23 protein-coding genes are annotated in these 23545 nt (G+C 40.6%); 19 read left to right on the forward strand and 4 right to left on the reverse strand.

Translation table 11 applies throughout. The annotated features are described in order from the left end of the window. Positions 1 to 7: 7 nt before the first annotated feature. From ODU41_RS02150 to ODU41_RS02175, 6 genes are all read left to right on the forward strand, one after another. Positions 8 to 652: a response regulator transcription factor gene (locus tag ODU41_RS02150; protein ID WP_024385031.1), complete on the forward strand. Its 645-nt coding sequence runs from the start codon at positions 8 to 10 to the stop codon at positions 650 to 652. A 2-nt stretch (positions 653 to 654) separates the two neighbouring features. Continuing rightward, a complete protein-coding gene (locus ODU41_RS02155) occupies positions 655 to 2013 on the forward strand; it encodes a HAMP domain-containing sensor histidine kinase (protein ID WP_024385030.1) in 1359 nt (452 codons plus the stop codon). A gap of 293 nt (positions 2014 to 2306) precedes the next feature. Then, positions 2307 to 2852: an isoprenylcysteine carboxyl methyltransferase family protein gene (locus ODU41_RS02160; RefSeq protein WP_395379919.1), complete on the forward strand. Its 546-nt coding sequence runs from the start codon at positions 2307 to 2309 to the stop codon at positions 2850 to 2852. Between the two features lie 195 nt (positions 2853 to 3047). Continuing rightward, positions 3048 to 5948: an LPXTG cell wall anchor domain-containing protein gene (locus tag ODU41_RS02165; RefSeq protein ID WP_395379918.1), complete on the forward strand. Its 2901-nt coding sequence runs from the start codon at positions 3048 to 3050 to the stop codon at positions 5946 to 5948. 217 nt (positions 5949 to 6165) lie between these two features. After that, positions 6166 to 6672, forward strand: coding sequence for an isoprenylcysteine carboxylmethyltransferase family protein (locus tag ODU41_RS02170; RefSeq protein ID WP_044669092.1), 507 nt, complete (start codon positions 6166 to 6168; stop codon positions 6670 to 6672). A gap of 67 nt (positions 6673 to 6739) precedes the next feature. Then, the gene (locus ODU41_RS02175; RefSeq protein WP_395379916.1) at positions 6740 to 7846 is read left to right on the forward strand and encodes a hypothetical protein; all 1107 of its coding nucleotides are present in this window, start codon (positions 6740 to 6742) and stop codon (positions 7844 to 7846) included. Positions 7847 to 7931: 85 nt separating this feature from the next. Here the strand turns inward: ODU41_RS02175 and ODU41_RS02180 are convergent, their stop codons facing one another. Beyond that, positions 7932 to 8840, reverse strand: coding sequence for a neutral zinc metallopeptidase (locus tag ODU41_RS02180; RefSeq protein ID WP_024413789.1), 909 nt, complete (start codon positions 8838 to 8840; stop codon positions 7932 to 7934). 166 nt (positions 8841 to 9006) lie between these two features. Here ODU41_RS02180 and xseA point away from each other — a divergent pair, with 166 nt between their 5' ends. The 11 genes from xseA to ODU41_RS02235 all read left to right on the forward strand — a co-directional run bounded on the left by xseA (position 9007) and on the right by ODU41_RS02235 (position 18066). After that, positions 9007 to 10350, forward strand: coding sequence for an exodeoxyribonuclease VII large subunit (gene xseA, locus ODU41_RS02185; protein WP_398578597.1), 1344 nt, complete (start codon positions 9007 to 9009; stop codon positions 10348 to 10350). Further along, positions 10325 to 10540 carry an exodeoxyribonuclease VII small subunit gene (locus tag ODU41_RS02190; RefSeq protein WP_002936269.1) on the forward strand — a complete coding sequence of 72 codons (216 nt, stop codon included), beginning with the start codon at positions 10325 to 10327 and terminating at the stop codon, positions 10538 to 10540. Before xseA ends, ODU41_RS02190 begins: the two co-directional genes overlap by 26 nt. Then, the gene (locus ODU41_RS02195; protein ID WP_398578598.1) at positions 10540 to 11409 is read left to right on the forward strand and encodes a polyprenyl synthetase family protein; all 870 of its coding nucleotides are present in this window, start codon (positions 10540 to 10542) and stop codon (positions 11407 to 11409) included. Before ODU41_RS02190 ends, ODU41_RS02195 begins: the two co-directional genes overlap by 1 nt. Next, positions 11402 to 12223 (forward strand): TlyA family RNA methyltransferase, encoded by an 822-nt coding sequence (locus tag ODU41_RS02200; protein WP_398578599.1) that lies wholly within the window; start codon positions 11402 to 11404, stop codon positions 12221 to 12223. The genes ODU41_RS02195 and ODU41_RS02200 overlap by 8 nt, the downstream gene beginning before the upstream one ends. After that, complete coding sequence (locus ODU41_RS02205; protein ID WP_172017402.1) at positions 12216 to 12641, forward strand: arginine repressor; 426 nt, start codon at positions 12216 to 12218, stop codon at positions 12639 to 12641. The genes ODU41_RS02200 and ODU41_RS02205 overlap by 8 nt, the downstream gene beginning before the upstream one ends. 2 nt (positions 12642 to 12643) lie before the next feature. Further along, positions 12644 to 14305, forward strand: coding sequence for a DNA repair protein RecN (recN, locus tag ODU41_RS02210; protein ID WP_002942943.1), 1662 nt, complete (start codon positions 12644 to 12646; stop codon positions 14303 to 14305). Between the two features lie 93 nt (positions 14306 to 14398). Then, positions 14399 to 15232, forward strand: coding sequence for a DegV family protein (locus ODU41_RS02215; protein WP_002936253.1), 834 nt, complete (start codon positions 14399 to 14401; stop codon positions 15230 to 15232). Next, complete coding sequence (locus tag ODU41_RS02220; protein WP_002936251.1) at positions 15225 to 16058, forward strand: SGNH/GDSL hydrolase family protein; 834 nt, start codon at positions 15225 to 15227, stop codon at positions 16056 to 16058. The genes ODU41_RS02215 and ODU41_RS02220 overlap by 8 nt, the downstream gene beginning before the upstream one ends. Continuing rightward, a complete protein-coding gene (locus ODU41_RS02225) occupies positions 16030 to 16626 on the forward strand; it encodes a YpmS family protein (RefSeq protein ID WP_398578600.1) in 597 nt (198 codons plus the stop codon). The genes ODU41_RS02220 and ODU41_RS02225 overlap by 29 nt, the downstream gene beginning before the upstream one ends. Before the next feature lie 89 nt (positions 16627 to 16715). Beyond that, positions 16716 to 16991, forward strand: a complete 276-nt coding sequence (locus ODU41_RS02230; protein ID WP_002936247.1) for an HU family DNA-binding protein — start codon at positions 16716 to 16718, stop codon at positions 16989 to 16991. Positions 16992 to 17598: 607 nt separating this feature from the next. Beyond that, on the forward strand, positions 17599 to 18066 hold the full coding sequence (locus ODU41_RS02235) for a GNAT family N-acetyltransferase (RefSeq protein ID WP_024385015.1): 468 nt from the start codon (positions 17599 to 17601) through the stop codon (positions 18064 to 18066). Positions 18067 to 18086: 20 nt separating this feature from the next. On the opposite strand, the gene ODU41_RS02240 is transcribed toward ODU41_RS02235, so the two are convergent. The 3 genes from ODU41_RS02240 to ODU41_RS02250 form a co-directional block, all read right to left on the reverse strand. Further along, positions 18087 to 19346 (reverse strand): hydroxymethylglutaryl-CoA reductase, degradative, encoded by a 1260-nt coding sequence (locus tag ODU41_RS02240; protein ID WP_398578601.1) that lies wholly within the window; start codon positions 19344 to 19346, stop codon positions 18087 to 18089. Positions 19347 to 19606: 260 nt separating this feature from the next. Continuing rightward, positions 19607 to 20761, reverse strand: a complete 1155-nt coding sequence (locus ODU41_RS02245) for a hydroxymethylglutaryl-CoA synthase (protein WP_024385013.1) — start codon at positions 20759 to 20761, stop codon at positions 19607 to 19609. 28 nt (positions 20762 to 20789) lie between these two features. Further along, positions 20790 to 21974 carry an acetyl-CoA C-acetyltransferase gene (locus ODU41_RS02250; protein WP_002942924.1) on the reverse strand — a complete coding sequence of 395 codons (1185 nt, stop codon included), beginning with the start codon at positions 21972 to 21974 and terminating at the stop codon, positions 20790 to 20792. A gap of 225 nt (positions 21975 to 22199) precedes the next feature. On the opposite strand from ODU41_RS02250, the gene ODU41_RS02255 reads away from it, so the two are divergent. Continuing rightward, positions 22200 to 22892: a phosphoglycerate mutase gene (locus ODU41_RS02255; protein ID WP_172054634.1), complete on the forward strand. Its 693-nt coding sequence runs from the start codon at positions 22200 to 22202 to the stop codon at positions 22890 to 22892. A gap of 105 nt (positions 22893 to 22997) precedes the next feature. Then, positions 22998 to 23381: a VOC family protein gene (locus ODU41_RS02260; protein WP_044680420.1), complete on the forward strand. Its 384-nt coding sequence runs from the start codon at positions 22998 to 23000 to the stop codon at positions 23379 to 23381. Positions 23382 to 23545: the final 164 nt, after the last annotated feature.

The following is a 23545-nucleotide window of genomic DNA, read 5'->3' on the forward strand; positions in this document are numbered from 1 at the left end:
GAGTATAATGGCGAAAATTATGGTTGTAGAAGATGATATTGTTATCAGTCAAGTAGTTTGTGAATTTCTAAAGGATCACGGCTACGAAGTGACCCATATTTCCGACGGAAAAATTGCACTTGAAACATTTCGAGAAGAATCATTTGATTTGATTGTATTGGACATTATGATACCGTCCATGACAGGATTGGAAGTCCTACAGGAGATTCGTAAGACATCAAAAATTCCAATTCTTATGTTAACGGCAATGGATGACGAATACACACAATTGGTTAGCTTCAATCAACTGATTAGTGACTACGTTGTAAAACCTTTTTCGCCGATTATTCTTGTGAAACGCATTGAAAATATTTTGCGTGGTGAAGGTGATATTATAGAAGCAGCCGACATCCAAATCCATCCGTCCAGTGGAGCGGTTTATATGGCAGAAGAAGAAGTACAATTAACGAAAAAAGAATACGAAATTTTACTGTACTTGGCAAAACGCCGTGGAAAAATTGTCAATCGTGATCATCTAATGCTGGGAATTTGGGGCTATACAGAACTGGATAGCCGAGTTTTAGACAATCATATCAAGAATCTACGTAAGAAGTTACCATCTCTTCCTTTACGAACGGTAATTGGTCGAGGTTATCAGGTTGAGGAATTCTAACAATGGGAATCGCTAGAAAAAATTTCATCGTTGTTACGGTGATGATTACCTTTATTTCTTTGACCTTATTGGGACTATTATATTATGCTATGCCGATCTATTATAATCAAGTTCGGAAACAAGAACTCAAAGATGATTATATGAGAGTTGCGATGCAGCTGGACGGGAAGCCAGAAGTTGAAATTCTAGAGGAAATTGATGATTATGATCAAAAAACTCCGAATATCATCATTACTCTATTCTCCGAGTCAAATAAAATTATCTATCCAGATCCTAATGACGAAGAGGCCAAAAAGAACGAGGAGGAGTATTTAAAGAAAGGAAATTTTGATGAGTTTGGTTCATGGTCAGTAGCTATTGAATCCGCTGAAGGGACGATCTACTATTTGCTGTTTAATTACGGTTTTCATTCTCTCTCGGATGTCAGTCAGATCCTGGTTACCTTCTATCCCTTCATTCTGGTATTAATCATTTTGCTTGCAGTTTCCTCGGCCTTTGTCTACAGTCGACTGGCCACTCGTAGAATCGCAGCCATTTCTGCAACAACCCGCAAAATGCAATCTTTGGAGCCAGGGATCAATTGTTCTGTATCTGGTGTGGATGAAGTAGCAACCCTAGCACAAGATGTCAATAGTCTTTATAGTAAACTTTTGACCAGTATCAAGGAATTGAAAACGGAGAACGAGAGGACTTTAGCCCGTGAAAAGGAAAAATCTGACTTTCTCCGTATTACATCTCACGAATTAAAAACTCCGATTGCTAGTGCGCTAGGTTTGATTGAGGGGATGATTCATAATGTCGGTCCCTTTCAGGATCATGATACTTATTTGAAGAAATGTAGAGAATTGCTGAAGGAACAATCTAATTTGGTTTATTCCATTTTAGAAGCAACCAATCTCGATATGGCATTGAAAGATAGCAAGGGAAGTATCCAATTAGATGAGTTAATTAAGGATTCATTGACGAGCTATTTTAGCTTAGCGGAAGTTCGTCCCTATCAGTTTACAGTTGATTTAGCTCCAGTTATTATTGAAGGAAATTCAGTTTATCTACTGAAGGCTATAAAAAATGTTTTGGACAATGCATTTCGTTATACAAAAATTGGAGGCGCTATTCGTCTACAATTAACTGAGCATCAGTTAATTATTGAAAATGAAGTCGAGGCTGTACTGGATGAGGAGGAATTATCGCAAATCTTCAAGCCTTTCTATCGTCCAGATTTTAGTCGGCAGAGAAAAGATGGTGGAACAGGGATTGGTTTGTTCATTGTGCAACAAATTCTTGAAAAACACCAATTTGGATATACATTTTATGCTGCTGATGAAAAAACAATGCGCTTTGTTATTCAATTTGATTCCTAGGTTATCCCATGATATAAAAAATTTTGACAGTAGGAAATAGAGAGTAATTGCTTGTGACTAGATAGTAGTCATGAGCAATTTTTTTTATTGAATATTGGAATATTCTATTTGAATCTTGATGAGGATGAGATGGGATGAGAAGCGGAAAGTTCGATGGATAAAGACGACATGCAAAAATATAAAAAATACAAAAAAGATAGAACGAAGGCAGGGTGAAAATAGTTGGGACTGATATAATTTTTTTGCCACAGGGTAAGAACTCTGTGAATTTGCAAAGAGAAGGGAAGGACATTATGATTGTCTTTTGGGTTATTAGTGTTTTTGTACTGAGATTGTATTTTTTGAAAATTTCGCTAAAAAATGAACAGCAGATTTTAGCAAATGGTGGTTCTGAATACGGTGTGCAAAATACAAAATTACTAACAGTCGTCCACATTGTCTTTTACTTATCATGTTTGAGTGAGGCAGTGTTAAAACAAGCTAGTTTTGACGGTTTGAGTGTACTTGGTCTAGCAATATTATTCTTTTCGATGATGATGCTATGCTGGGTTACAAGGATTTTAGGAGATATTTGGACTGTTAAATTGATGTTGGTAAAGAACCATCGATTTATTGATCATTGGCTTTTTAGAACAGTAAAACATCCAAATTATTTCTTAAACATTATCCCCGAATTGCTAGGCTTATCTCTGTTATGCCACGCCAAGTACAGCTTTATCATCCTATTCCCAATCTATATGGTTGTACTGTACAGACGGATCCATGAAGAAAATATCTTATTGAAGGAAGTCATTATTCCTAATGGTAAGGTAGAGTCTGCTGGTGAAATGTTGGAGTGAAGTGTGCAGGGAGAGAGATAAAGATAGAACTTTACGAGAAATCATTCTAGTGGTTACATTAATTTAGTTTAAATATCGTTTTTTATGAATTACTACTGACCCAAGGAAGGCTGTGCATTTAGAATAGTAGGGTAATTTCCAGTTTGAAAACAGGTATTTTATAAAGATTATGCGTTTTTTTAAAAGGAGCAAATTATGAGCAAGCAAAAAGTAATATCAGGCTTATTATTAAGTACAACGGTATTGGGTGGTTTATTACTTTATCCAACATCATTGGTCAAAGCAGAAGGGACAGAGCTTACAGAAGTAGCTGTGACCGAAGCGCCAAAGTCAAATAGTGAAGAGATTTCCGTGACATCTAAAAATAGTCCATCTCCAGTATTGGAGGAAGCGGTTATGGTTGCAGATAATAATCCTTCAACTAATGCTGAGTCTTTTTTGAAAGAAGAGGGAGATAAAAAAGAAAATGTAGATTTGGAACTAGTTTCAAATGAAGAGCTAGTTTCATTATCAGAATCGAAAAACGTAGTAGAGGGGGAGGAGGCCTCCCTAAATGATGAGGAAGGATTAATTCAGGGGACAAATTTTAGCGGTAATGATCAAGGTGATTATTATAAAAAATCAGTATCAATTGAGCCTGTAAAGGTGGATAATAATGAGGCTACATGGAAGGTGACATTCGATACTAAGAATTGGTCTTTCGACCGAGGACGCGGGGGATATTATTTTATTCTTCCTAAGAGTTTGCAAGTGACAAAGATTGTAGAGGGGGAAAAAACAGATATATTAGATAAATTCCCTAAAATGGTCCAAGACTTGGACAACTCATCCTCTAATACTCATCGTTTTTTTAGTAAAGAAGATCGGATAGAAGGAGAGCGTAGTTTTAACGCACAGTGGGAATGGTCAGTAGGAAATGTGAGAGGGAAGTTATCTGATTGGAGAAATGAAAGTTCCAAGATCTATTTTCTTAAAGCTCCGTCAAGCCATACAGATAAAGTGACCTACGAATTGACAGCTAAAATTGAGAATACAAATGTAAAGACTCTTCCTGTCATCGCTGTTATGAAATATTTCGGTTTCTTCTCAGATGTTGTATCTGCTGCTGGAATAAGAATGGTAGTACCAGACAATGCTCCTGAGGTAGATAAGAAATCAGAAGTCCCAACGTTGGAACCGAAAACAATAGATAAGGTTTCTATCACTTTTAAGGATGTAGATTCTTTGGCAGATGCAACTTATTACTTTTATAAAGGCTCGTATTCTGTAACTGTTCCTGTAGGTTCACTATTAAAAGTTGCATTGCCAAAAATAGTCAAAAAACCGACTAATGATACCCCAAAAGGAACATTAGTTATTCCTAAAGGATATAAATTGGAGGGGTGGAAAGTAGATGGCAGCAATAAAACGATTCTTGAAACAGATGCCATAACTTCTTCGCTGACAGTAGTCCCTATTGTCAAGAAGATTGAAGAATTTAAACCCGAAACACCTAAATCACCATCTATTCCAGAAAAACCTATGGTTGATCCGAAGGTATCGGAAACAGAGAAGCCTGGTACACCAGAACAACCGAAGAAGCCTTCTGTACCAGAACAGCCGGAAGCACCAGCGCCAAGTCCATCTCCTGAAAGTCCTAAGAAAGAAGACATGGCGCCAAATAAAACCAAAGATGAGATCTATGAGCCAATTGTCCAAACAGACAAATGGGTGGTTTATCCTGTAGGAACTTCGAAGGAAGAAGCAGAGAAGAAAATTCTTGATGCAGTAATGGTTCCTAAAGAAGCAGGAGAAACTAAAAAAGAAATCGTTGGGGACGTTCCATTGGCAGCAGGGCAATACGGAGTAAATGTAAAGGTCATTTACGATGATAAGTCGTACGATGTCACTTTAGTTGATGTTCATGTGACATCTAACCAGACTGACAAACCGAATGAAGATATGCCTCGAAGTCCAGAGCAACCTCGTATGTCTGAAATGCCAAAGGTTGAACCAAAAGTAGAAGAAATGCAGCCGAAGGTCATGCCACAAAGTCCAGAAATGCCATCTCCTGCTCCAGAACCAGAACAACCTAAAACTCCAGAAGTACCAGATATGTCACAGCCAGAAGTTCCTAAGAGCGAAACACCTAAAATGGAACAACCAGAGGTAGTGCCACCGACTTCAGAGTCAGAGCAACCGCAAGCTCCTATGAAACCAGAGACTTCATCTCCAGAGGGACCAGAGATGCCTCGTGTACCAGAAATGCCAGACACACCAGCACCAAGTCCAGCACCTGAAAGTCCAAAGAAAGAAGAAATGGTGCCCAATAAGACTAAGGATGAACTTTATGAACCGATTGTTTCAATGGTTGACTGGGTAGCGTATCCAGTAGGAACCTCAAAAGAAGTTGCGGAGAAAAAAATCTTAGATGCTGTCACAGTTCCTCAAGAAGCTGGTCCAGTTACAAAAGAAGTTGTTGGAGAAGTTCCGCTAGTAGAAGGGCAATATGGGGTAAATGTGAAGGTCATCTATGATGATCATTCTTATGACGTTGTCTTGGTAGATGTTAGAGTTACTAACGAGAAATCACACATGGACATGCCACAGCCAGAAGCTCCTAAGAAGGAGACACCTAAACAGGAACAACCAGAGATGGTTATTCCTGAGGAGAAAATGCCTAAGGTAGATAATCCAAAACAGGATACACCAAAGTTAGAACAACCAAAAGTAGAGACTCCGAAAGAAGAAGCTCCGAAAAAAGAGATTCCACAAACTGAAACTCCTAAGATTGAGGTTCCTAAAGAATCTGAAAAAGAAAAATCTGATATTCAGAAAATGGCTAAGCCAAAACAAGAAGATCAGATGGCAAAAGAATCTCAAAAAATGGATAATCCTTCTGAGAAGATGAAACCTAAGTCACAAGGGGCAAAAACAACATCACCAGCGGTCAAACAGCCAATGGCTGAAATGTCAGATGGTAAGAAACCTCAGAAGAGCAAAGAAACTTTGCCAAATACTGGAGAAGCAGGTGGCAGCTTAACTTGGTTAGGAGCAGCCCTGGCCACTCTTTCAACTTTTGTGTATGTATTTAAAAATAAAAAGAAAGAAGAGTAATTTCTTTTAAATTAGCAATCGTAGCTACCAAGTATGAAAATCATAAAAAGTTCCTGAGCTCAAATGTACTGACTCAGGAATTTTTTTGATTTGGCACCAGCTAGGGTCACTACTAGTCAACCAACAAAAATAAATAAAAAATAGAACATGGGCAGGGTGAAAATGGATTGACTTGATATACTAAGTCTGTAATTCAATAGTAGAAGGAGGGATTATCGTGATTATTTTTTCAGTCGGTCTGGTTGTTTTGCTGAGGCTATATTGTTTGAGAATAGCTCTTGAAAATGAAGAGAAAACAGTATTTACTGGTGGGATAGAAGACAGCATCCACAATGTCAGATGGCTGTTAGTTGCACATATGGTATTTTACTTTTCATGCCTATGTGAAACACTGATAAAACAGCCCCTATTTGACTGGTTTAGTGGACTGGGGTTCGTGATGTTATTTTCTGCGATGGCAACCTTATATTATCTGAGAAGAATTTTAGGAGACAAGTGGACAGTTGGGCAACTATTCGGGGAAACCTACCATCCTATTCATCATTGGCTATTTCAAACCGTAAGACATCCGAATATCTTTCTAATCATTATTCCAGAATTAGTAGGGCTTGCCTTACTATGCCATGCGAAATATAGTTTAATTTTTCTCTTTCCAATCTATATGAGGATTTTGCATGGACGAATACGAGAGGAAAATCTGCTGGTAAAAGAAACGGTCGCATAAAATAGCAGGATAGATTTTGGAAGGAAAATTGCCGAAAATAATTAATGAAGTGAGGTTAACGTATTTTATGAAAAAAACAAAAATGATAGCTGGATTACTAGTAAGTAGCGCCCTATTAGGTGCTACAATGACTGCGAATGTATCAAATATCAAGGCGGATACGGAGGCATCAACCGATGCAAGCCTTGTGACAATAGAATCTAACCAAACGTTAGAAGAACAGCCATTGACAGTTGAAGAACAAGCTATAAAAGGAGCTGAGAATGGAGAAAATCAAGACGATGAAGTTCCAAACCAGTCTGCTAACCTAGAGGAAATCGAGAATGTCATTTCTGAGCCAAAGGCTGAAGCAACCCCAGAAACAAAGGTTGAAGATTCAACCCTTTCTGAATTTACACCGCGTGCTGTAAGGTCAGCTGAAAATAATTTGGATATGGAATCCCTCCCTGTTACTCCAGAATTGCCGAATGAGAAACAACCGGCTTATATCCAAGATACGAACTATCCAGGCAAACCATTTCAAGTACAGCAATCCGTTTTGATAGAAGCAACTTCCGTAACCGATAAAAAAATTGAGTGGAAAGTGACTTTCAAATCTAGAGACTGGGCATTCTATGAATCAATTGGTGGATACTATTTTATCATTCCAGATGGCTTAAAACTAACTAAGTTAGTAGATCAGAGTAACACGGATATTTTAAATCACTATAAGTCAGAAGGTGCTGGTGGAGATGAGTATAGGGCGTTTGAAAATGGAAAGGGAGAATTTGATGCGCAATGGGGCTGGTCTGCAGGGCTTATGGACAATGCTATATTTAATAAATGGAAGGAAGAAAATCGTTTCTCAAAAATTCTCTTTCGAGACTACCGTAGAGATGTACAGACCGTTACTTATAAATTAGAGACAGAAATAGAAAAACAATCAGAAAAGCCTTTCTCTCTCATCGCAGTGATAAAGAATTTTAATAAGTATACTCACTATATTTATGGTAACCAAATTGCTTCTGCTGCGGGATTAGAGGTAGTGGCTCCACGAACAGAGAAGGTTCCTAAAGAGAAGAAAAAGAAAGAAGGCAAAGAACGAAAGAAAGATCGTCCGAAAAAGAACCGTCACTCACACAAAGAGCATAAAAAACAACATCGGACCAAAGAATTAACTGGACGTAAAAAATAGATTGGCAGTTAATCTTGGCTGATGAATAGACTGTATTGATAAAAGCTCCTGCATTTTACAGGAGCTTTTATTGATAGCATCGAGGTTAAGGATTCTCTACGGAGAATGTATCGGCGTGAGCAAGGTCACCATAGGTATAACCGAGATTAAACCATTTTTTCCTTTGCTCAGAAGTGCCGTGGGTAAAACTGTCTGGAACAGTACGGCCGTAGGCTTCCTGTTGAAGAGTATCGTCACCAACTGCATGGGCAGCATTCATAGCTTCGTCAATATCACCAGCATCCAAGATGCCTTGTCCATCAACATATTTGGCCCAGGCTCCTGCATAATAGTCAGCTTGCAATTCTAAGCGAACATTTAGCGCATTGCCTTCCTTATCGGATAGTTGAGCCCGTTTTTGATGGTAGGCCCCAAGAACTTCTAATTCATTTTGAACATGGTGACCAACTTCATGAGCTATGACATAGGCCATGGCAAAGTCACCAGCAGCCTTATACTTGCTAGATAATTCTTGATAGAAAGAAGTATCAATATAAATCTTGCGGTCAGCAGAGCAATAGAATGGACCGGCTTGGGCGGAACCAACTCCACATCCGGTTTGGGTCTGGTTAGTATAGAAAACCATAGTCGGTGCATTGTAGGTTAAACCATTGGCTTTAAATTCTTGGACCCAAAAATCTTCTGTCGATCCTAAAACCTTACTCATGAATTCAGCATCTGCATCAGACACATCTGTACCAGTCGTTGTGACTTGACTCGATTGGTAAGGATTAGTCCCTGTTGATGGGGAAAGCAGCCCACCAAGGTTTGACATGCCTCCGAAGGCTAATAAAAGGACAAGAACAAGTAGTTTTCCTTTCCAACCAAGTCGTGAAAAGAGTAGTCCCAATAGAACATTTCCGCCAGATGAACCAGACGAGAAAGATGAGTTAGAACTGGATTGTCCCCTGCGGTCCTCAATGTTAGAACTTTTTCGTAAATCATCAATTTTCATATAAATCTCCTTAGAACCTGTCAACAAGTTCTTATATTCTCACAAACTATTATATAGCAAATTGTTGAAAAAAACACAGGAAAGCTATCGGAAATAATAGGCCTAGTTCTGTATAAAAGTGCAAAATTTGGTATAATAGTAGGGATACAATATAGAAGGAGTGGACATGGTTGAATATTTATCGGTTAGTCATCTAACTAAGTATTTAAAATTAAAGTTTGACCGCGATCCGTATTTGGAGAAGGTGTATTTGACAGGTCAAGTGTCCAACTTCCGTAAACGCCCTAGCCATCAATATTTTTCGCTCAAGGATGACAAGGCAGTCATCCAAGCGACCATGTGGGCAGGCGTCTATAAGAATCTGGGCTTTGAGCTTGAAGAGGGAATGAAAATCAATGTCATTGGGCGCATTCAGCTCTATGAACCAAATGGTTCTTATTCCATTGTCATTGAAAAAGCTGAGCCAGATGGTATTGGAGCCTTGGCAATCAAGTTTGAACAGCTCAAACAAGCTCTGACACAGGAAGGCTTATTTAAAGAAGAATTCAAGCAAGTCTTGCCGCGGTTTACCAAGAAAATCGGTGTCATTACTAGTCCAAGTGGAGCCGTTATTCAGGATATTATTACAACCGTTAGCCGACGTTTTCCAGGCGTAGAGATTGTTCTTTATCCGACCAAGGTGCAAGGAGATGGTGCTGCTCAGGAGGTTGTTGCCAATATCCAAAGAGCCAATGAACGGGATGACTTGGATGTTCTGATTGTTGGTCGTGGCGGTGGTTCTATCGAAGACCTTTGGGCTTTCAATGAAGAAATTGTGGTTCGGGCTATTTTTGAATCCCGTATTCCAATCATTTCCAGCGTAGGTCATGAAACTGATACGACTCTGGCTGATTTTGTAGCAGATAAACGAGCTGCTACCCCAACAGCTGCCGCAGAATTAGCAACACCTGTGACCAAGGCAGACTTACTGGGCTACCTCAATCAGCAGGAAAATAGAGCCTATCAGGCCATGACCAATCGTTTGAAATTCCTAAGAGGTCAGCTTGAGAAAATTAGCCAGTCAGTCATGTTCCGCCAGCCTGAACGCTTGTATGATGGTTATTTACAAAAATTAGACCGCTTGACCAATCAATTGCAGACACGGATGAAAGAACTCTATAGCCAGCAGAAACAGGCCGGTCTCCTACTACAGCAACGATTACAAGGTGTGCACCCAGGTCGTAAAGTAGAGAGTTTCCAAGAGAGAATTATCCAGCAGGAACGACTCTTGAAGAGCAATATGGCTAATATCTATGACAATAAGATGGCCAAGGCGGACAAGCTGATTGAGGCCTTGACTATGCTGGATACCAGTCGCATCGTAGCCCGTGGCTACGCCATGATTCGTCAAGATGGTCGGGTGATTGATAGTGTAGAAAATGTACAAACGGGTGAAAACCTAACCATCCAGATGAAGGATGGTCAACTTGATGTGGAGGTAAAACATGTCCAAACAGACGAAAACATTTGAAGAAAACTTAGCTGAATTAGAAGGAATCGTAACCAAATTGGAGCGAGGCGATGTGGCTTTGGAAGAAGCACTTGCCGAGTTTCAAAAAGGAATGGTCCTATCGAAAGACCTACAAAAGACACTAGCAGAAGCTGAAAAGACCTTGGTCAAGGTCATGCAGGCGGATGGCAGTGAAGCGGAGATGGATTAATGGTTGCCAGTAAATTGCAGCGGCTTGAGGAAGCCATGGCAGAATTTTACCAACCTCAGGTAGCTGAACGCCTCAACCAATCGGTTCTTTATTCGCTACAGGCTGGTGGTAAACGAATCCGCCCCTTGCTTTTATTGACCATCTTAGAGTCCTTTGGAATGGAATTAAAACAAGCTCATTACCAAGTGGCAGCATGTGTCGAGTTGATCCATACGGGAAGTTTAATTCACGATGACTTGCCTGCTATGGATAATGATGATTACCGTCGTGGTCGCTTGACCAACCACAAGGTTTACGATGAAGCAACGGCTATTTTGGCAGGGGACAGTCTCTTTCTAGATCCATTTGGTTTCCTAGCCCAAGTTGATTTACCAGCTGAGACCATCCTTGCTCTCGTGAGAGAGCTTTCCCAGGCATCTGGGACCTTTGGAATGGTTGCTGGTCAAGTATTGGATATGGCTGGTGAAGGGCAGAATCTGACCTTAGAGCAATTACAAGCCATTCATGCCAATAAAACTGGGAAATTATTGACCTTTCCCTTTGTAGCAGCAGGTTTGATTGCAGGACAATCAGATGTGGTAATCAACCATTTGCGACAAGCGGGTCAATTAATTGGTCTAGCCTTTCAAGTTCGGGATGATATTTTGGATGTGACAGCCACTTTTGAGGAAATCGGAAAAACTCCCCAAAAAGATGTATTGGCTGAGAAGTCTACCTACCCTGCCCTAATGGGATTGGAAGCCTCAAAAGTCTTTCTAGCAGATAGCTTGAATCAAGCAATCAACGAGCTAGATCAAGTGGCTAAACAAGTCCCATTTTCAACAGAAAAAATCAAAGAAATCATAGAAAGTTTACGAATCAATGGCTAAGGAAAGAGTAGATGTACTAGCTTTTAAACAGGGGCTTTTCGAGACGCGGGAGCAGGCCAAACGCGGTGTTATGGCTGGCTTAGTTATATCCGTCATTAACGGGGAACGCTACGACAAACCAGGTGAGAAGATTGACGAGGGAATTGAACTCAAGCTCAAGGGGGAAAAACTCAAGTATGTCAGCCGTGGTGGTCTCAAATTGGAGAAAGCCTTGCAGGTTTTCCAATTATCAGTTGAGGGTCAAACAACGATTGATATTGGGGCTTCTACAGGCGGATTTACGGATGTTATGTTGCAGGCTGGTGCCAAGCAGGTCTATGCTGTGGATGTAGGGACCAATCAATTGGCCTGGAAATTGCGTCAGGATGAGCGTGTGATCAGCATGGAACAGTACAATTTCCGCTATGCTGAGTTGGGAGATTTCGAACTTGGTCAACCAAGTTTTGCGTCCATTGACGTCAGCTTTATCTCATTGAGTCTGATTTTGCCAGCACTCCATCGTATTTTAGCGGAGGGTGGCCAGGTTGTTGCCCTTGTCAAACCCCAATTCGAGGCTGGACGTGAACAGATTGGGAAAAATGGCATTGTCAAGGATAAATCTGTTCACTTGAAAGTATTGGAAGATGTAACAAAAATGGCCGTGGAAACAGGCTTCTCAGTCAAAGCCCTTAGCTTTTCCCCTGTTCAAGGCGGTCATGGTAATATCGAATTTTTAGCGCACTTAGAAAAATCAACGCAACCAAACCAGATTGATAAAGAGGTCATAACAACTACAGTCTATCGAGCACATGAGGAATTTAAAAAGGATGAATAAACGAGAACGATTAGAAGTCATTAAAGATTTGGTAGTCCGATTTCCTATTGATACACAGGAAGAAATTGTTGAACGTCTAGAAGCAATGGGTGTCAATGCGACACAAGCAACGGTTTCACGTGATATCAAGGAACTTGGCATTATTAAGGTTCCATCAGCGGATAAGGGATATATTTATGGTTTACCAAAGCCAGGTCTTGTTAAGGTAAAATCGCAGAATGTTTTTGAAGTCTCAGTGATGGATAAAATGATTAATCTCCGTCTGGTACCTGGAAGCTCTGCTGTGGTTAAACGCCAGATTTTGGAACAATTTCAAGAACATGTTTTTTCAGTGATTGCTGATGATGACAGTATTCTGCTCATTGTTACAAACGAAGGTATTATTTCGCAAATCGAACAGACGGTTAGAGGGTGGTAGCCATGTTACTAGAAGTGTCCATTAAAAACTTCGCCATTATTGAGCAGGTATCACTGAATTTTGAAAACGGGATGACCATCCTATCTGGTGAAACAGGTGCAGGTAAATCCATTATCATTGATGCCATGAACCTGATGCTAGGGGCGCGTGCGACGACAGATGTTATCAGACATGGGGCCGCCAAGGCTGAGATTGAAGGGCTCTTTTCCTTTGAAAATAGCAGAGCTCTCGAGCAGATTTTGCTTGAACAGGGGATTGAAGTAGCTGACGAGCTCATTATCCGTCGTGAAATTCTACAAAATGGCCGTTCGGTCAGTCGTGTCAATGGACAAATGGTCAATTTATCTGTCTTGAAACAGATTGGGCAATATTTAGTAGATATTCATGGTCAACATGACCAGGAAGAATTGATGAAATCCCAGCACCATATCCGTCTTTTGGACAGTTTCGGAGAAGATGAATTTTGGAGTCTTAAAGACCGTTATCAGACAACCTTTGATGCCTATCGTAGTCTTCGCAAACGAGTTCTTGAAAAGCAAAAAAATGAGCAAGAACACAAGGCGCGGATTGAGATGTTGGAATACCAAATTGCTGAAATCGAAGCAGCGGATTTGAAGTCTGGTGAAGATATTCAACTCAATCAGGAACGAGATAAACTGCTCAACCACAAACAAATAGCGGATACCTTGACTAATGCCTATGCACTGTTAGACAATGAGGATTTTTCAAGCTTGAACAACCTCCGCTCAGCTATGAGTGACTTGCAAAGTCTGGAAGAATTTGATCCAGACTACAAACAGCTCTCTTCTAGCCTGACAGAAGCTTATTATGTCGTTGAAGATGTGACCAAGCGTCTCAGCGATGTGGTGGACAATCTAGACTTTGACGGCAATCGTCTCTTGCAATTGGAAAGTCGTCTGGATTTGCTCAATACCATTACGAAGAAATATGGTGGGACTGTCGATGATGTTTTGGACTATTTTAGTAAAATCAGTGAAGAATACAATCTATTGACAGGCAATGATTTATCTGGAGATGATTTGGAAGTTCAGCTTAAGAACTTAGAGAAAGAATTGGTTGAACGAGCAGGTCAGCTCAGCCAATCACGCCATGAATTGGCAGTTGTTTTAGAAGATATTATTCGCCAAGAATTGCAAGACTTGTATATGGAGAAAGCTCGTTTCCAAGTTCGATTTACCAAGGGTAAGTTTAACCGTGAAGGAAATGAAACAGTAGAATTTTACATCTCCACCAATCCTGGCGAAGACTTCAAACCACTGGTTAAGGTGGCTTCTGGAGGAGAATTGTCTCGCTTGATGTTGGCCATTAAGTCAGCCTTTGCCCGTAAAGAAGGAAAAACTTCTATTGTCTTTGATGAGGTGGATACAGGGGTGTCTGGACGTGTGGCCCAGGCAATTGCCCAGAAAATTTATAAAATCGGGCAATATGGTCAAGTATTGGCGATTTCTCATCTACCACAAGTCATTGCTATTGCAGATTATCAGTTCTTTATTGAGAAAATATCCGACGAACATTCGACTGTTTCTCGTGTCCGTCTCTTGACCAAAGAAGAGCGTATTGAGGAAATTGCCAAGATGTTAGCCGGTGACAAAATCACAGATGCAGCCCGTAATCAAGCAAAAGAATTAGTAGAAAAAGGTTAGGCGACTAGCCTTTTTGCTTATGTCCAAAGTTTATTTTTTAGTTAAAATTTGTTATAATAGATGGCAAAATTGAAGAGAATTGTAGGATGAAATATGTCAAAGATTAAGATTGTTACGGATTCAAGTACGACTATCGAACCCAGTTTGGTCGAAGAATTGAATATAACAGTTGTTCCATTATCTGTAATGGTTGACGGAGTCGTATACTCTGACAACGATTTAAAAGAAGGAGAATTCTTAGAGCTCATGCGTGGGTCGAAAAACTTGCCAAAAACAAGCCAGCCTCCAGTAGGACTCTTTGCGGAAACTTTTGCTGACTTGGCTAAAGATGGCAGTCAGATTATTGCTATTCTCTTGTCGCATGCCTTGTCAGGGACAGTAGAAGCTGCAAGACAAGGAGCAACCCTATCAGGTGCTGATGTGACAATACTCGATTCAAGCTTTACAGATCAGGCTGAAAAATTCCAAGTTGTAGAAGCAGCACGTATGGCACAAGCTGGTGCCAGCAAAGAAGAAATCCTTGCAGCTATTGAAACAGTCAAAGAAAAAACGGAATTATACATCGGTGTATCAACCCTAGAAAATCTAGTCAAGGGTGGTCGTATTGGACGTGTTCAAGGGATGCTGAGTAGCCTACTCAATATCCGTGTCATCATGGAAATGAAAGACCATCAGCTGACTCCGATTGTCAAAGGACGAGGTAATAAGACCTTTAAAAAATGGCTGGAAGAGTTCACGGCAACTCTAGCAGATAAAAAAGTAGCCGAGATTGGTATTTCCTATTCAGGAACGGCTGATTTTGCAAATGAAATGAAGAGTCAATTACAAGAGTACGTCTCAAAAGAAATTTCTGTCTTAGAGACAGGTTCCATCATTCAAACTCATACTGGTGAGGATGCCTGGGCTATTTTGATTCGTTATGAATAACAGGAAGTTGATTCAAGGTTTTGTTTTCTTTTTTCTGGCAATTTTAGGGTCGATTTTTCTATTTCATCAACTCATTCCTGTTGCCTCATCTCGTATCTCCAGACAAGAGCTTACCGTATCAGAAAAAATCAGTTTTCGATATGTGGCACTTGGTGATTCTTTGACAGAAGGTGTTGGAGATACAACTGGACAGGGGGGCTTTGTTCCCTTGTTGGCTCAATCTCTAACTAACGATTATGGTTATGAAGTAGATTATAAAAATTTCGGAGTTTCTGGGAATACCAGTAATCAGATTCTTAAGCGAATGAAGGAAGATGGAGAGCTGATAAGCTACTTAAAAACAGCAGATCTGTTAACTCTGACAGTTGGTGGCAACGATTTGCGCAAGGCTATTATTAAAAATATTGCCAATCTCAAAGTTTCAACTTTTGATAAGCCCGCAAAAGATTACGGAAAACGATTGGATACGATTATTAAGACAGCGCGTAAGAATAATCCAAATCTTCCCATCTATGTTGTCGGGATTTACAATCCACTCTACCTCAATTTTCCTGAATTGACAGAAATGCAGACAATTGTTGATAATTGGAATACGATGACAGAACAGATAACGGAAAAATATCAACATGTCTACTTTGTTCCGATCAATGATTTGCTCTATAAAGGATTGGAAGGGGAGGCTGGTATTAGTCAAAATGGTAGCCAAGTTACCAATAATTTACTGTATGAGGAAGACAGTTTCCATCCCAATAATACTGGATATGAGATTATGAAAAAAGCGATATTGGAGAGAATGAATGAGACCACGGAAAGCTGGGAACCTTAATATTTGGAAATGGCTATTTTTAGCCCAGTTGGCTTTATTGATTGGTTGCGGAATAGTCCTCTATACACGGATTCAAACAGATAGAGAGGATTTAACAAAGCTCGTTCAGACTAGTGGAGAAGATACCAAGGTTGGGACCTTCTCTACTAATAGGGAACAGCTCAACCAAACCCTCACTAACTATCTAAAAGAGTATCAGACGGAAGAGTTTTCCTATCAATTATTCATAACGAGTCAGCAAGTTGTTTTTGAAGGCAGCTATCAGATTTTTGGTGTGACTATCCCACTCTATATTTATTTTCAACCTAGCAAAATGGAAGATGGCAGTATTTTGTTACGGATAACAGAAATATCAGTTGGAAGTTTATCCTTGCCGAAAGCAGAGGTATTAGCTTATTTACAAAAAAATTATAAACTACCTGCCTTTGTAAAAATAGACTCAGAACAAGCGCAAGTACAGGTTCAACTGACAGAACTGAAGAACAAATTTGGTCTGTATGGAAAGGCGAATACGATTGATTTGTACAACGACCAATTCATTGTTGATATCTACAGAAAAAGACAGTGAAATAGCATTAAAAACTTGACCAAACGCCTAAAATTCGGTACTATATAGAAGTGAGTAATAACTCAGAAAATTATTGGAGGACTTAGCAAATGGCTAATAAACAAGATTTGATTGCAAAAGTTGCAGAAGCAACTTCATTGACTAAAAAAGACTCAGCAGCAGCTGTTGATGCAGTATTCGGAGCAGTAGCAGACTACCTTGCAGCTGGAGAAAAAGTACAATTGATCGGTTTCGGTAACTTTGAAGTTCGTGAGCGTTCAGCACGTACAGGCCGCAACCCTCAAACAGGTGCAGAAATCAAAATCGCAGCATCAAAAGTTCCAGCATTTAAAGCTGGTAAAGCTCTTAAAGACGCTGTAAAATAATAAAAAGGTCCAGTGGACCTTTTTATCTTTTGCTTGAAAATGGGAGAGCAAAACTGGGGATAGACTGTTTTATCCCTCGCCTAGAAATAAAAGAGCGAGGAATAACGTGAAAAAAGCCTATTGTATCAACGTTTCTGCGTTGTGCAGTAGGCTTTTTCTGTGTTTTGGGGCTCCCAGAGTCAGGGAAGTGACTCTGGGAGGTTGGAAATGAAGCAAAAACATTTTGCGTCAAAGAGGGAGAAGCTTTATACTCAATGAAAATCAAAAGTAGCCTAGGAAACGAAGCCGAAGATAGAACTCTGTTACTTTCTTATTTCAAGGTAACAGGCTGAAAACCTCCACTGGAGCTTTTCACTCATCAAGGCTCTTGACAACGGATAATTTTGATTTTCGAAGAGTATTAGTAGTTTTCTACAGTACACATTCTCGTTTTAAGACAACAAAAAAACCAGCCTTGGCCAGCTGATTTTTTAGGAGATTTATGAAAAATTTTAGGATACACCTATAGTATACTCGAATTTTCAGATTCTTCATCGGTCTGTAGACCTATTTTGTTAAAAAATAAACATGTGTTATAATAGAAAAAATAAAAAAGGGAAGATTTTTTATGACAATCCGTAAAGCTAGACAATCTGATATTCCAGTTTTAAATGAATTGCTTCAAGATATTTTACAGGTGCATCACCAGGCACGACCAGATATTTTTAAAAGTGCAGGTCAAAAATTTTCTGAGGCTGAATTAGTAGCACTTTTGGAAAATCCAGATAAGCCTATTTTTGTCTTTGAGCTAGAGGGACAAGTGGTTGGGCATTTGTTTTGTGAATTATCTACCGCAACAGGCGATGTTTTAGAACCAGTTAAAACCTTGTTTATTGATGATTTGTGTGTAGCCGATTCGGCGCGTGGTCAAAAAATTGGCGAGCAACTTTATGAATTTGCTCTTTCCTATGCTAAGGAGCAGGGTTGCCACAATCTTACCTTGGATGTATGGGCTGACAATGCAGGAGCTGTCCGTTTTTATGAACGCCAAGGAATGAAACCGCAAAAGTTCCGTATGGAGCAAATAATAAATTAAAAAAGAGGGAGTCCCTCTTTTTAATGTTCTCTCATTTTTGCTAATAAGTTTTGAGCAGTTTCTAGGTTGCTGTGCTTTTCTTTCCGCAGGAGTTGGGCTAGTTGGTCTACTTCATGCTCCTCGGCACCAGCAAGTAGCGCTAGGGATTTTGCCTGGAGCTTCATATGACCAGCCTGAATCCCTGAAGTAACAAGAGCGCGCAGGGCAGCAAAGTTCTGACAGAGACCGACAGAAGCGATGATAGAAGCTAATTGGCGTGCCTTTGGTTGTTGGAGAAGGTCAAAAGCGACTGCTACCTTTGGATTGAGCCCGATAGAGCCACCGACGGAGGCGATCGGAAGAGGTAGGGTGATGGAGCCGACCAAGTGCTCGCCATCAATGGACCAAGTAGAAAGCCCCTTGTATTGCCCATCACGGCTGGCATAAGCATGAGCCCCGGCTTCGACTGCCCGCCAGTCATTTCCTGTAGCGATAACGACAGCATCTATACCATTAAAAATCCCTTTGTTATGTGTCGCAGCACGATAAGGGTCCACTTGCGCCAGTTTGCTTGCCAGGGCTATTTTTTGAGCAGTTTCTTGGGCAATGGCAGAGCTGGTAGCCAGGCTAGAGATGGCTATATGACATTGGGCGGTGACCAGTGACTCCGTTGCATAGTTGGAGAGGATTCCCATCAAAGCCTGTCCCTTGCTGAGCTCTTCTAAATCATCCTTAATCGCTTCTAACATGTTATTGAGGATATTGGCTCCCATGGCTTCTTGTACATCAACCTGAAGATAGACAATCAAAAACTCATCCTTACTCTCAACAGTCAATTCTCTTGCACCGCCCCCTCGTTTAACAATGGAAGGGTGTGCTTGATTGGCAGTTTCTAAAATACTCTCCTTATGGTCAAGAATCGCCAGTGTCGCTCTGCTATGGTCCGAAATAGCGTAGAGAGCAACTTGTCCAATCATGATACGGTTGTGAATAGTCGTTGTAATACCGCCTGATTTAGCGATGATATTGGCTCCGAATGATGCAGCTGCAACCACAGAAGGTTCCTCAGTGACCATGGGTACTGAATGAGTCTGTCCATCCACTAGAAGTTCTGGAAGTACAGAAAAAGGTAAGGAAAACGTTCCTAGATGATTTTCTGCCATCTTTCCCGCAATTGCTTCTGGCAGGTTTTTGTCTTTGTATAGAATGTCTAAGCTATCTTCCGATAGGGAACGATTCTGACGGAGAATATCAATGCGCTCTTGGCGTGATTTTTTATAAAATCCGGAAAAAGTTGACATAGGTTCCTCTTTCTATAGGAAAGCGCCCCTTGGTGAGAGCCAAAGGGCGCCGTTTTGGGGAGCGGGAAAGAACTTGACTGATAGAAAAGAGTTCGTCTTCCCGCCCCCGCACAGTTGATTAGGTCAGATTTAGAGTGTAATAACACGAATAAATCTGCCAATCAACCACTGCGCTGAGATGTTGACGCTAACTGTGAAAAGTGTGTTGGAAATTCGATCAGCCTATCATTCATTGGAATAATGAATGATAGGTAAAATGTTTATTTACGATAGATACGTTTGTGATTGTCCACTTTGATAAGGGCAAAGGGAGTTTGGTCTTCTGGTAGGTCAAGGGATGAACCAGTTTCATCAAGGATAATTTCTTCAAAGAAGACTTGTTCGTATTCCTTAACGCTGAGTTTTGTACGCTGATTGAGTTGTTTTAAACGATTTTCTTGTAAGTGGTCGCGATAACCTTCAACGAGTTGACCGCTGAAAATTTCACAGACAGCACCGCTACCATAGCTATAAAAGAGGATTTGATCCCCCGTCTCTAAAGCTCTGCTATTTTCCAAAAGGGAAAGGAGGGAGAGGAAGATAGAGCCAGTGTAGATGTTGCCGACAACCTTATTATAGACGATTGCTTCTTGGAAACGCTCTGTCAAACGTTCCAATGTTTCTTCGTCCTGAGTGATAGCCTGCAATCCTTTAAGACCTTGCTTGGAGAAAGGAATGTGTAAGCACATGGCAGCAAAATCGTTGAGGGTTTTGCCTGTTTTTTGTTGATAGTAGTTGAAAGTTGTCGTCAAGCAATCAGTGTACTGTTCAGTTGAAAATTTACCATCAACACGTGGATATTTGTCGTAGTTAGGACGCCAGAAGTCGTAGATGTCACGTGTCTGGCAGACATTATCATTGTTGAGGACCAAAATTCGTGGGTTTGCGGTTACCAACATGGCAACTGCACCAGCACCTTGGGTAGGTTCACCGCCAGAAGCGACTCCATACTTTGCAATATCACTAGCAATGACTAGGACTTTTGATTCTGGGAATTGAGCGATATGGCTTTTGGCAAGACTTAGTCCAGCCGTTGCACCGTAACAAGCCTCCTTCATCTCGATGGAGCGAGCGAAGGGCTGAATACCGAGTAATCCATGAATGGTGACGGCAGCTGCCTTACTTTGATCTACGCTAGATTCTGTACCGACAATAACCATGTCAATAGTTTGTTTATCTTCTTCTGTCAAAATAGCTTCGGCAGCCCTTGCCCCAAGACTGATAATATCTTGAGTGACAGGAGCTACAGCCATTTCAGACTGAAGAAGACCAATCTTAAATTTATTTGGGTCCACATTGCGGGCTTGGGCTAAATCAGCCAAATCTAAAACATAATCGGGTGCCGCAAATCCGATTTTATCAATACCGATGTTCATAATATATCCTTTGTGTACAAATGATAGGTTAACTTGTTTGCGCATTGGAAACGATTAGGGAGATGCCTTGACCGCCTCCGATACAAAGTGAGCAAAGACCAAGCTCTTTTTCTTGCTTGATTAATTCGTGAATCAGAGTGACTAGGATTCGACTACCACTAGCTCCGATTGGATGTCCAAGGGCTATAGCACCACCATTGACATTGACTTTTGCAGGATCAATGCCGAGTTGTTTGACAACTGGAATTGATTGGGCTGCAAATGCCTCGTTGAGTTCGAATAGATCGATATCCTCGACTGTTTTATTCAGTTTTTGTAGCGCTTTTTGGCTAGCAGTAATAGGTCCAAGCCCCATCAATGCGGGATCTAAACCGCTTGTTGCATAGGCCTCAATATAGGCGAGTGGCTGGATATTTAGCTCACTGGCTTTTTCATCAGACATGAGTACCAAGACAGCACAGCCGTCGTTGATGCCAGAAGCATTGGCTGCGGTGACGGTTCCATCCTTTTTAAAAGATGGCCGAAGTGTTGCCAATTTTTCAATTGGCGTCAGACGAGGGTACTCATCTGTGGCAAAAATAGTTTCGCCTTTCCGATTTTTTAATCTAATAGGAACAATTTCGTCAACAAATCTTCCCTCAGCAATAGCTTTCGCAGCCTTCTCTTGGCTACTGTATGTAAAAGCATCTTGCTCTGCGCGACTGACTTGATAGTGTTCAGCAACATTTTCTGCAGTAATGCCCATGTGATAGTCGTTGAAGGCATCTGTTAGACCGTCTGTCAGCATAGAATCTTCTAGAGTAATATGACCAAATTTACTACCAAACCGGCTAGTTTTGGATAGATAAGGTGCCTGGCTCATAATTTCAATGCCTCCAGCCACAACTACATCATTGTCACCTAGCATGATTGACTGGGCAGCCAGGAGGACTGATTTGAGACCGGAACCACAGACTTTATTGACTGCATAGGCAGAGGCTGTCTGAGGAATGCCTGCACGAATAGCAATTTGACGTGCAATATTTTGTCCTTGTCCTGCTGAAAGAACATTTCCGAAGATAACTTCATCAACGCTGTCTGCAGGGATGTTTTTATTAGCTAAGGCTGTTTCGAGGACTTGCGCCCCTAAATCAGCAATTTCAATATCTTTCAGACTACCTCCGAAACTGCCGATGGCAGAACGATAGGCAGACACGATAGCTACTTTTTTCATGATAACTCCTATAGTGGTATCGTTTTGAACTGTCGTGTTCAGCCTTACTATTATACCATTATTTTGTATTTTTTCTAAGAAGAAAGATAGGTCTAGAGACTGAATTTACATGAAAGAGTAATGAAAGCGTACACAGATTGTGGAAAGGCTGGCATTTTTTTACCTTTTCGTGTAAAATAGAGAAGTATAAGAGGGGAACCTCAAAATTTAAAGGAGAATCCATAAATGGTAAAATTGGTTTTTGCTCGCCATGGTGAGTCTGAATGGAACAAAGCTAACCTTTTCACTGGTTGGGCTGATGTTGATTTGTCTGAAAAAGGTACACAACAAGCAATCGATGCAGGTAAATTGATCAAAGAAGCAGGTATCGAATTTGACCTTGCTTTCACATCTGTATTGAAACGTGCTATCAAGACTACAAACTTGGCTCTTGAAGCTGCAGATCAATTGTGGGTACCAGTTGAAAAATCATGGCGTTTGAACGAACGTCACTACGGTGGTTTGACTGGCTTGAACAAAGCTGAAGCAGCTGCTGAATTTGGTGATGAACAAGTTCACATCTGGCGTCGTTCTTATGATACTTTGCCACCAGAAATGGCTAAAGATCATGAGCATTCAGCACACACTGACCGTCGCTATGCACACCTTGATGATTCAGTTATTCCAGATGCAGAAAACTTGAAAGTAACGCTTGAGCGTGCCCTTCCATTCTGGGAAGATAAAATTGCTCCAGCATTGAAAGACGGTAAAAACGTATTCGTAGGTGCACACGGTAACTCAATCCGTGCCCTTGTAAAACACATCAAACAATTGTCTGATGACGAAATCATGGATGTGGAAATTCCAAACTTCCCACCACTTATATTCGAATTGGATGAAAACTTGAACATTGTGAAAGAGTACTACTTGGAAGCATAATTCATTTAAGGCCTGAGTTCGCTCAGGCTTTTTTAGTTTTGAATATCGGATTTTTCATAGAGAGTATGGTATACTGGTGGTATTAAATGGTAGGAGGAATTTATTATGGCAAGTAAAAAAATGCTACATGCATGTTTGCGTGTTGAGAACTTAGAAGCATCTCAAAAATTTTATGAAGAAGCATTTGGATTTAGGGAAACCCGTCGCAAGGACTATCCAGAGCACAAGTTTACCTTGGTTTACTTGGCACTTGAAGGAGATGACTTTGAGATTGAATTGACCTACAATTATGATCATGGTCCCTATATCGTAGGCGACGGTTTCTCGCATCTAGCTCTTTCTTCAGATGATTTAGAAGGTGATAATGCTAAACATAAAGAATTGGGCTATCCAACGACAGACATCAAGGGCTTGCCAGGAAGTCCAGGTCGTTATTATTTTGTGACAGATCCAGATGGCTACCGTGTGGAAGTCATTCGTGCAGATTAATTTAGAAAAGATTGCCTAGGCAGTCTTTTTCTTTTCAAAAAAAATCAGAAAATGGCAGAAGGGAGGGATTAGGAAGCAAATCAATTATTTATACTTAATGAAAATCAAAAGTAGCCTAGAAAACGAAGCCGAAGATAGAACTGGAGTTCATCAAGGAAAGTTGA

Source organism: Streptococcus sp. 2022WUSS083 (genome assembly GCF_044427155.1).
GTDB lineage: Bacteria > Bacillota > Bacilli > Lactobacillales > Streptococcaceae > Streptococcus > Streptococcus hashimotonensis.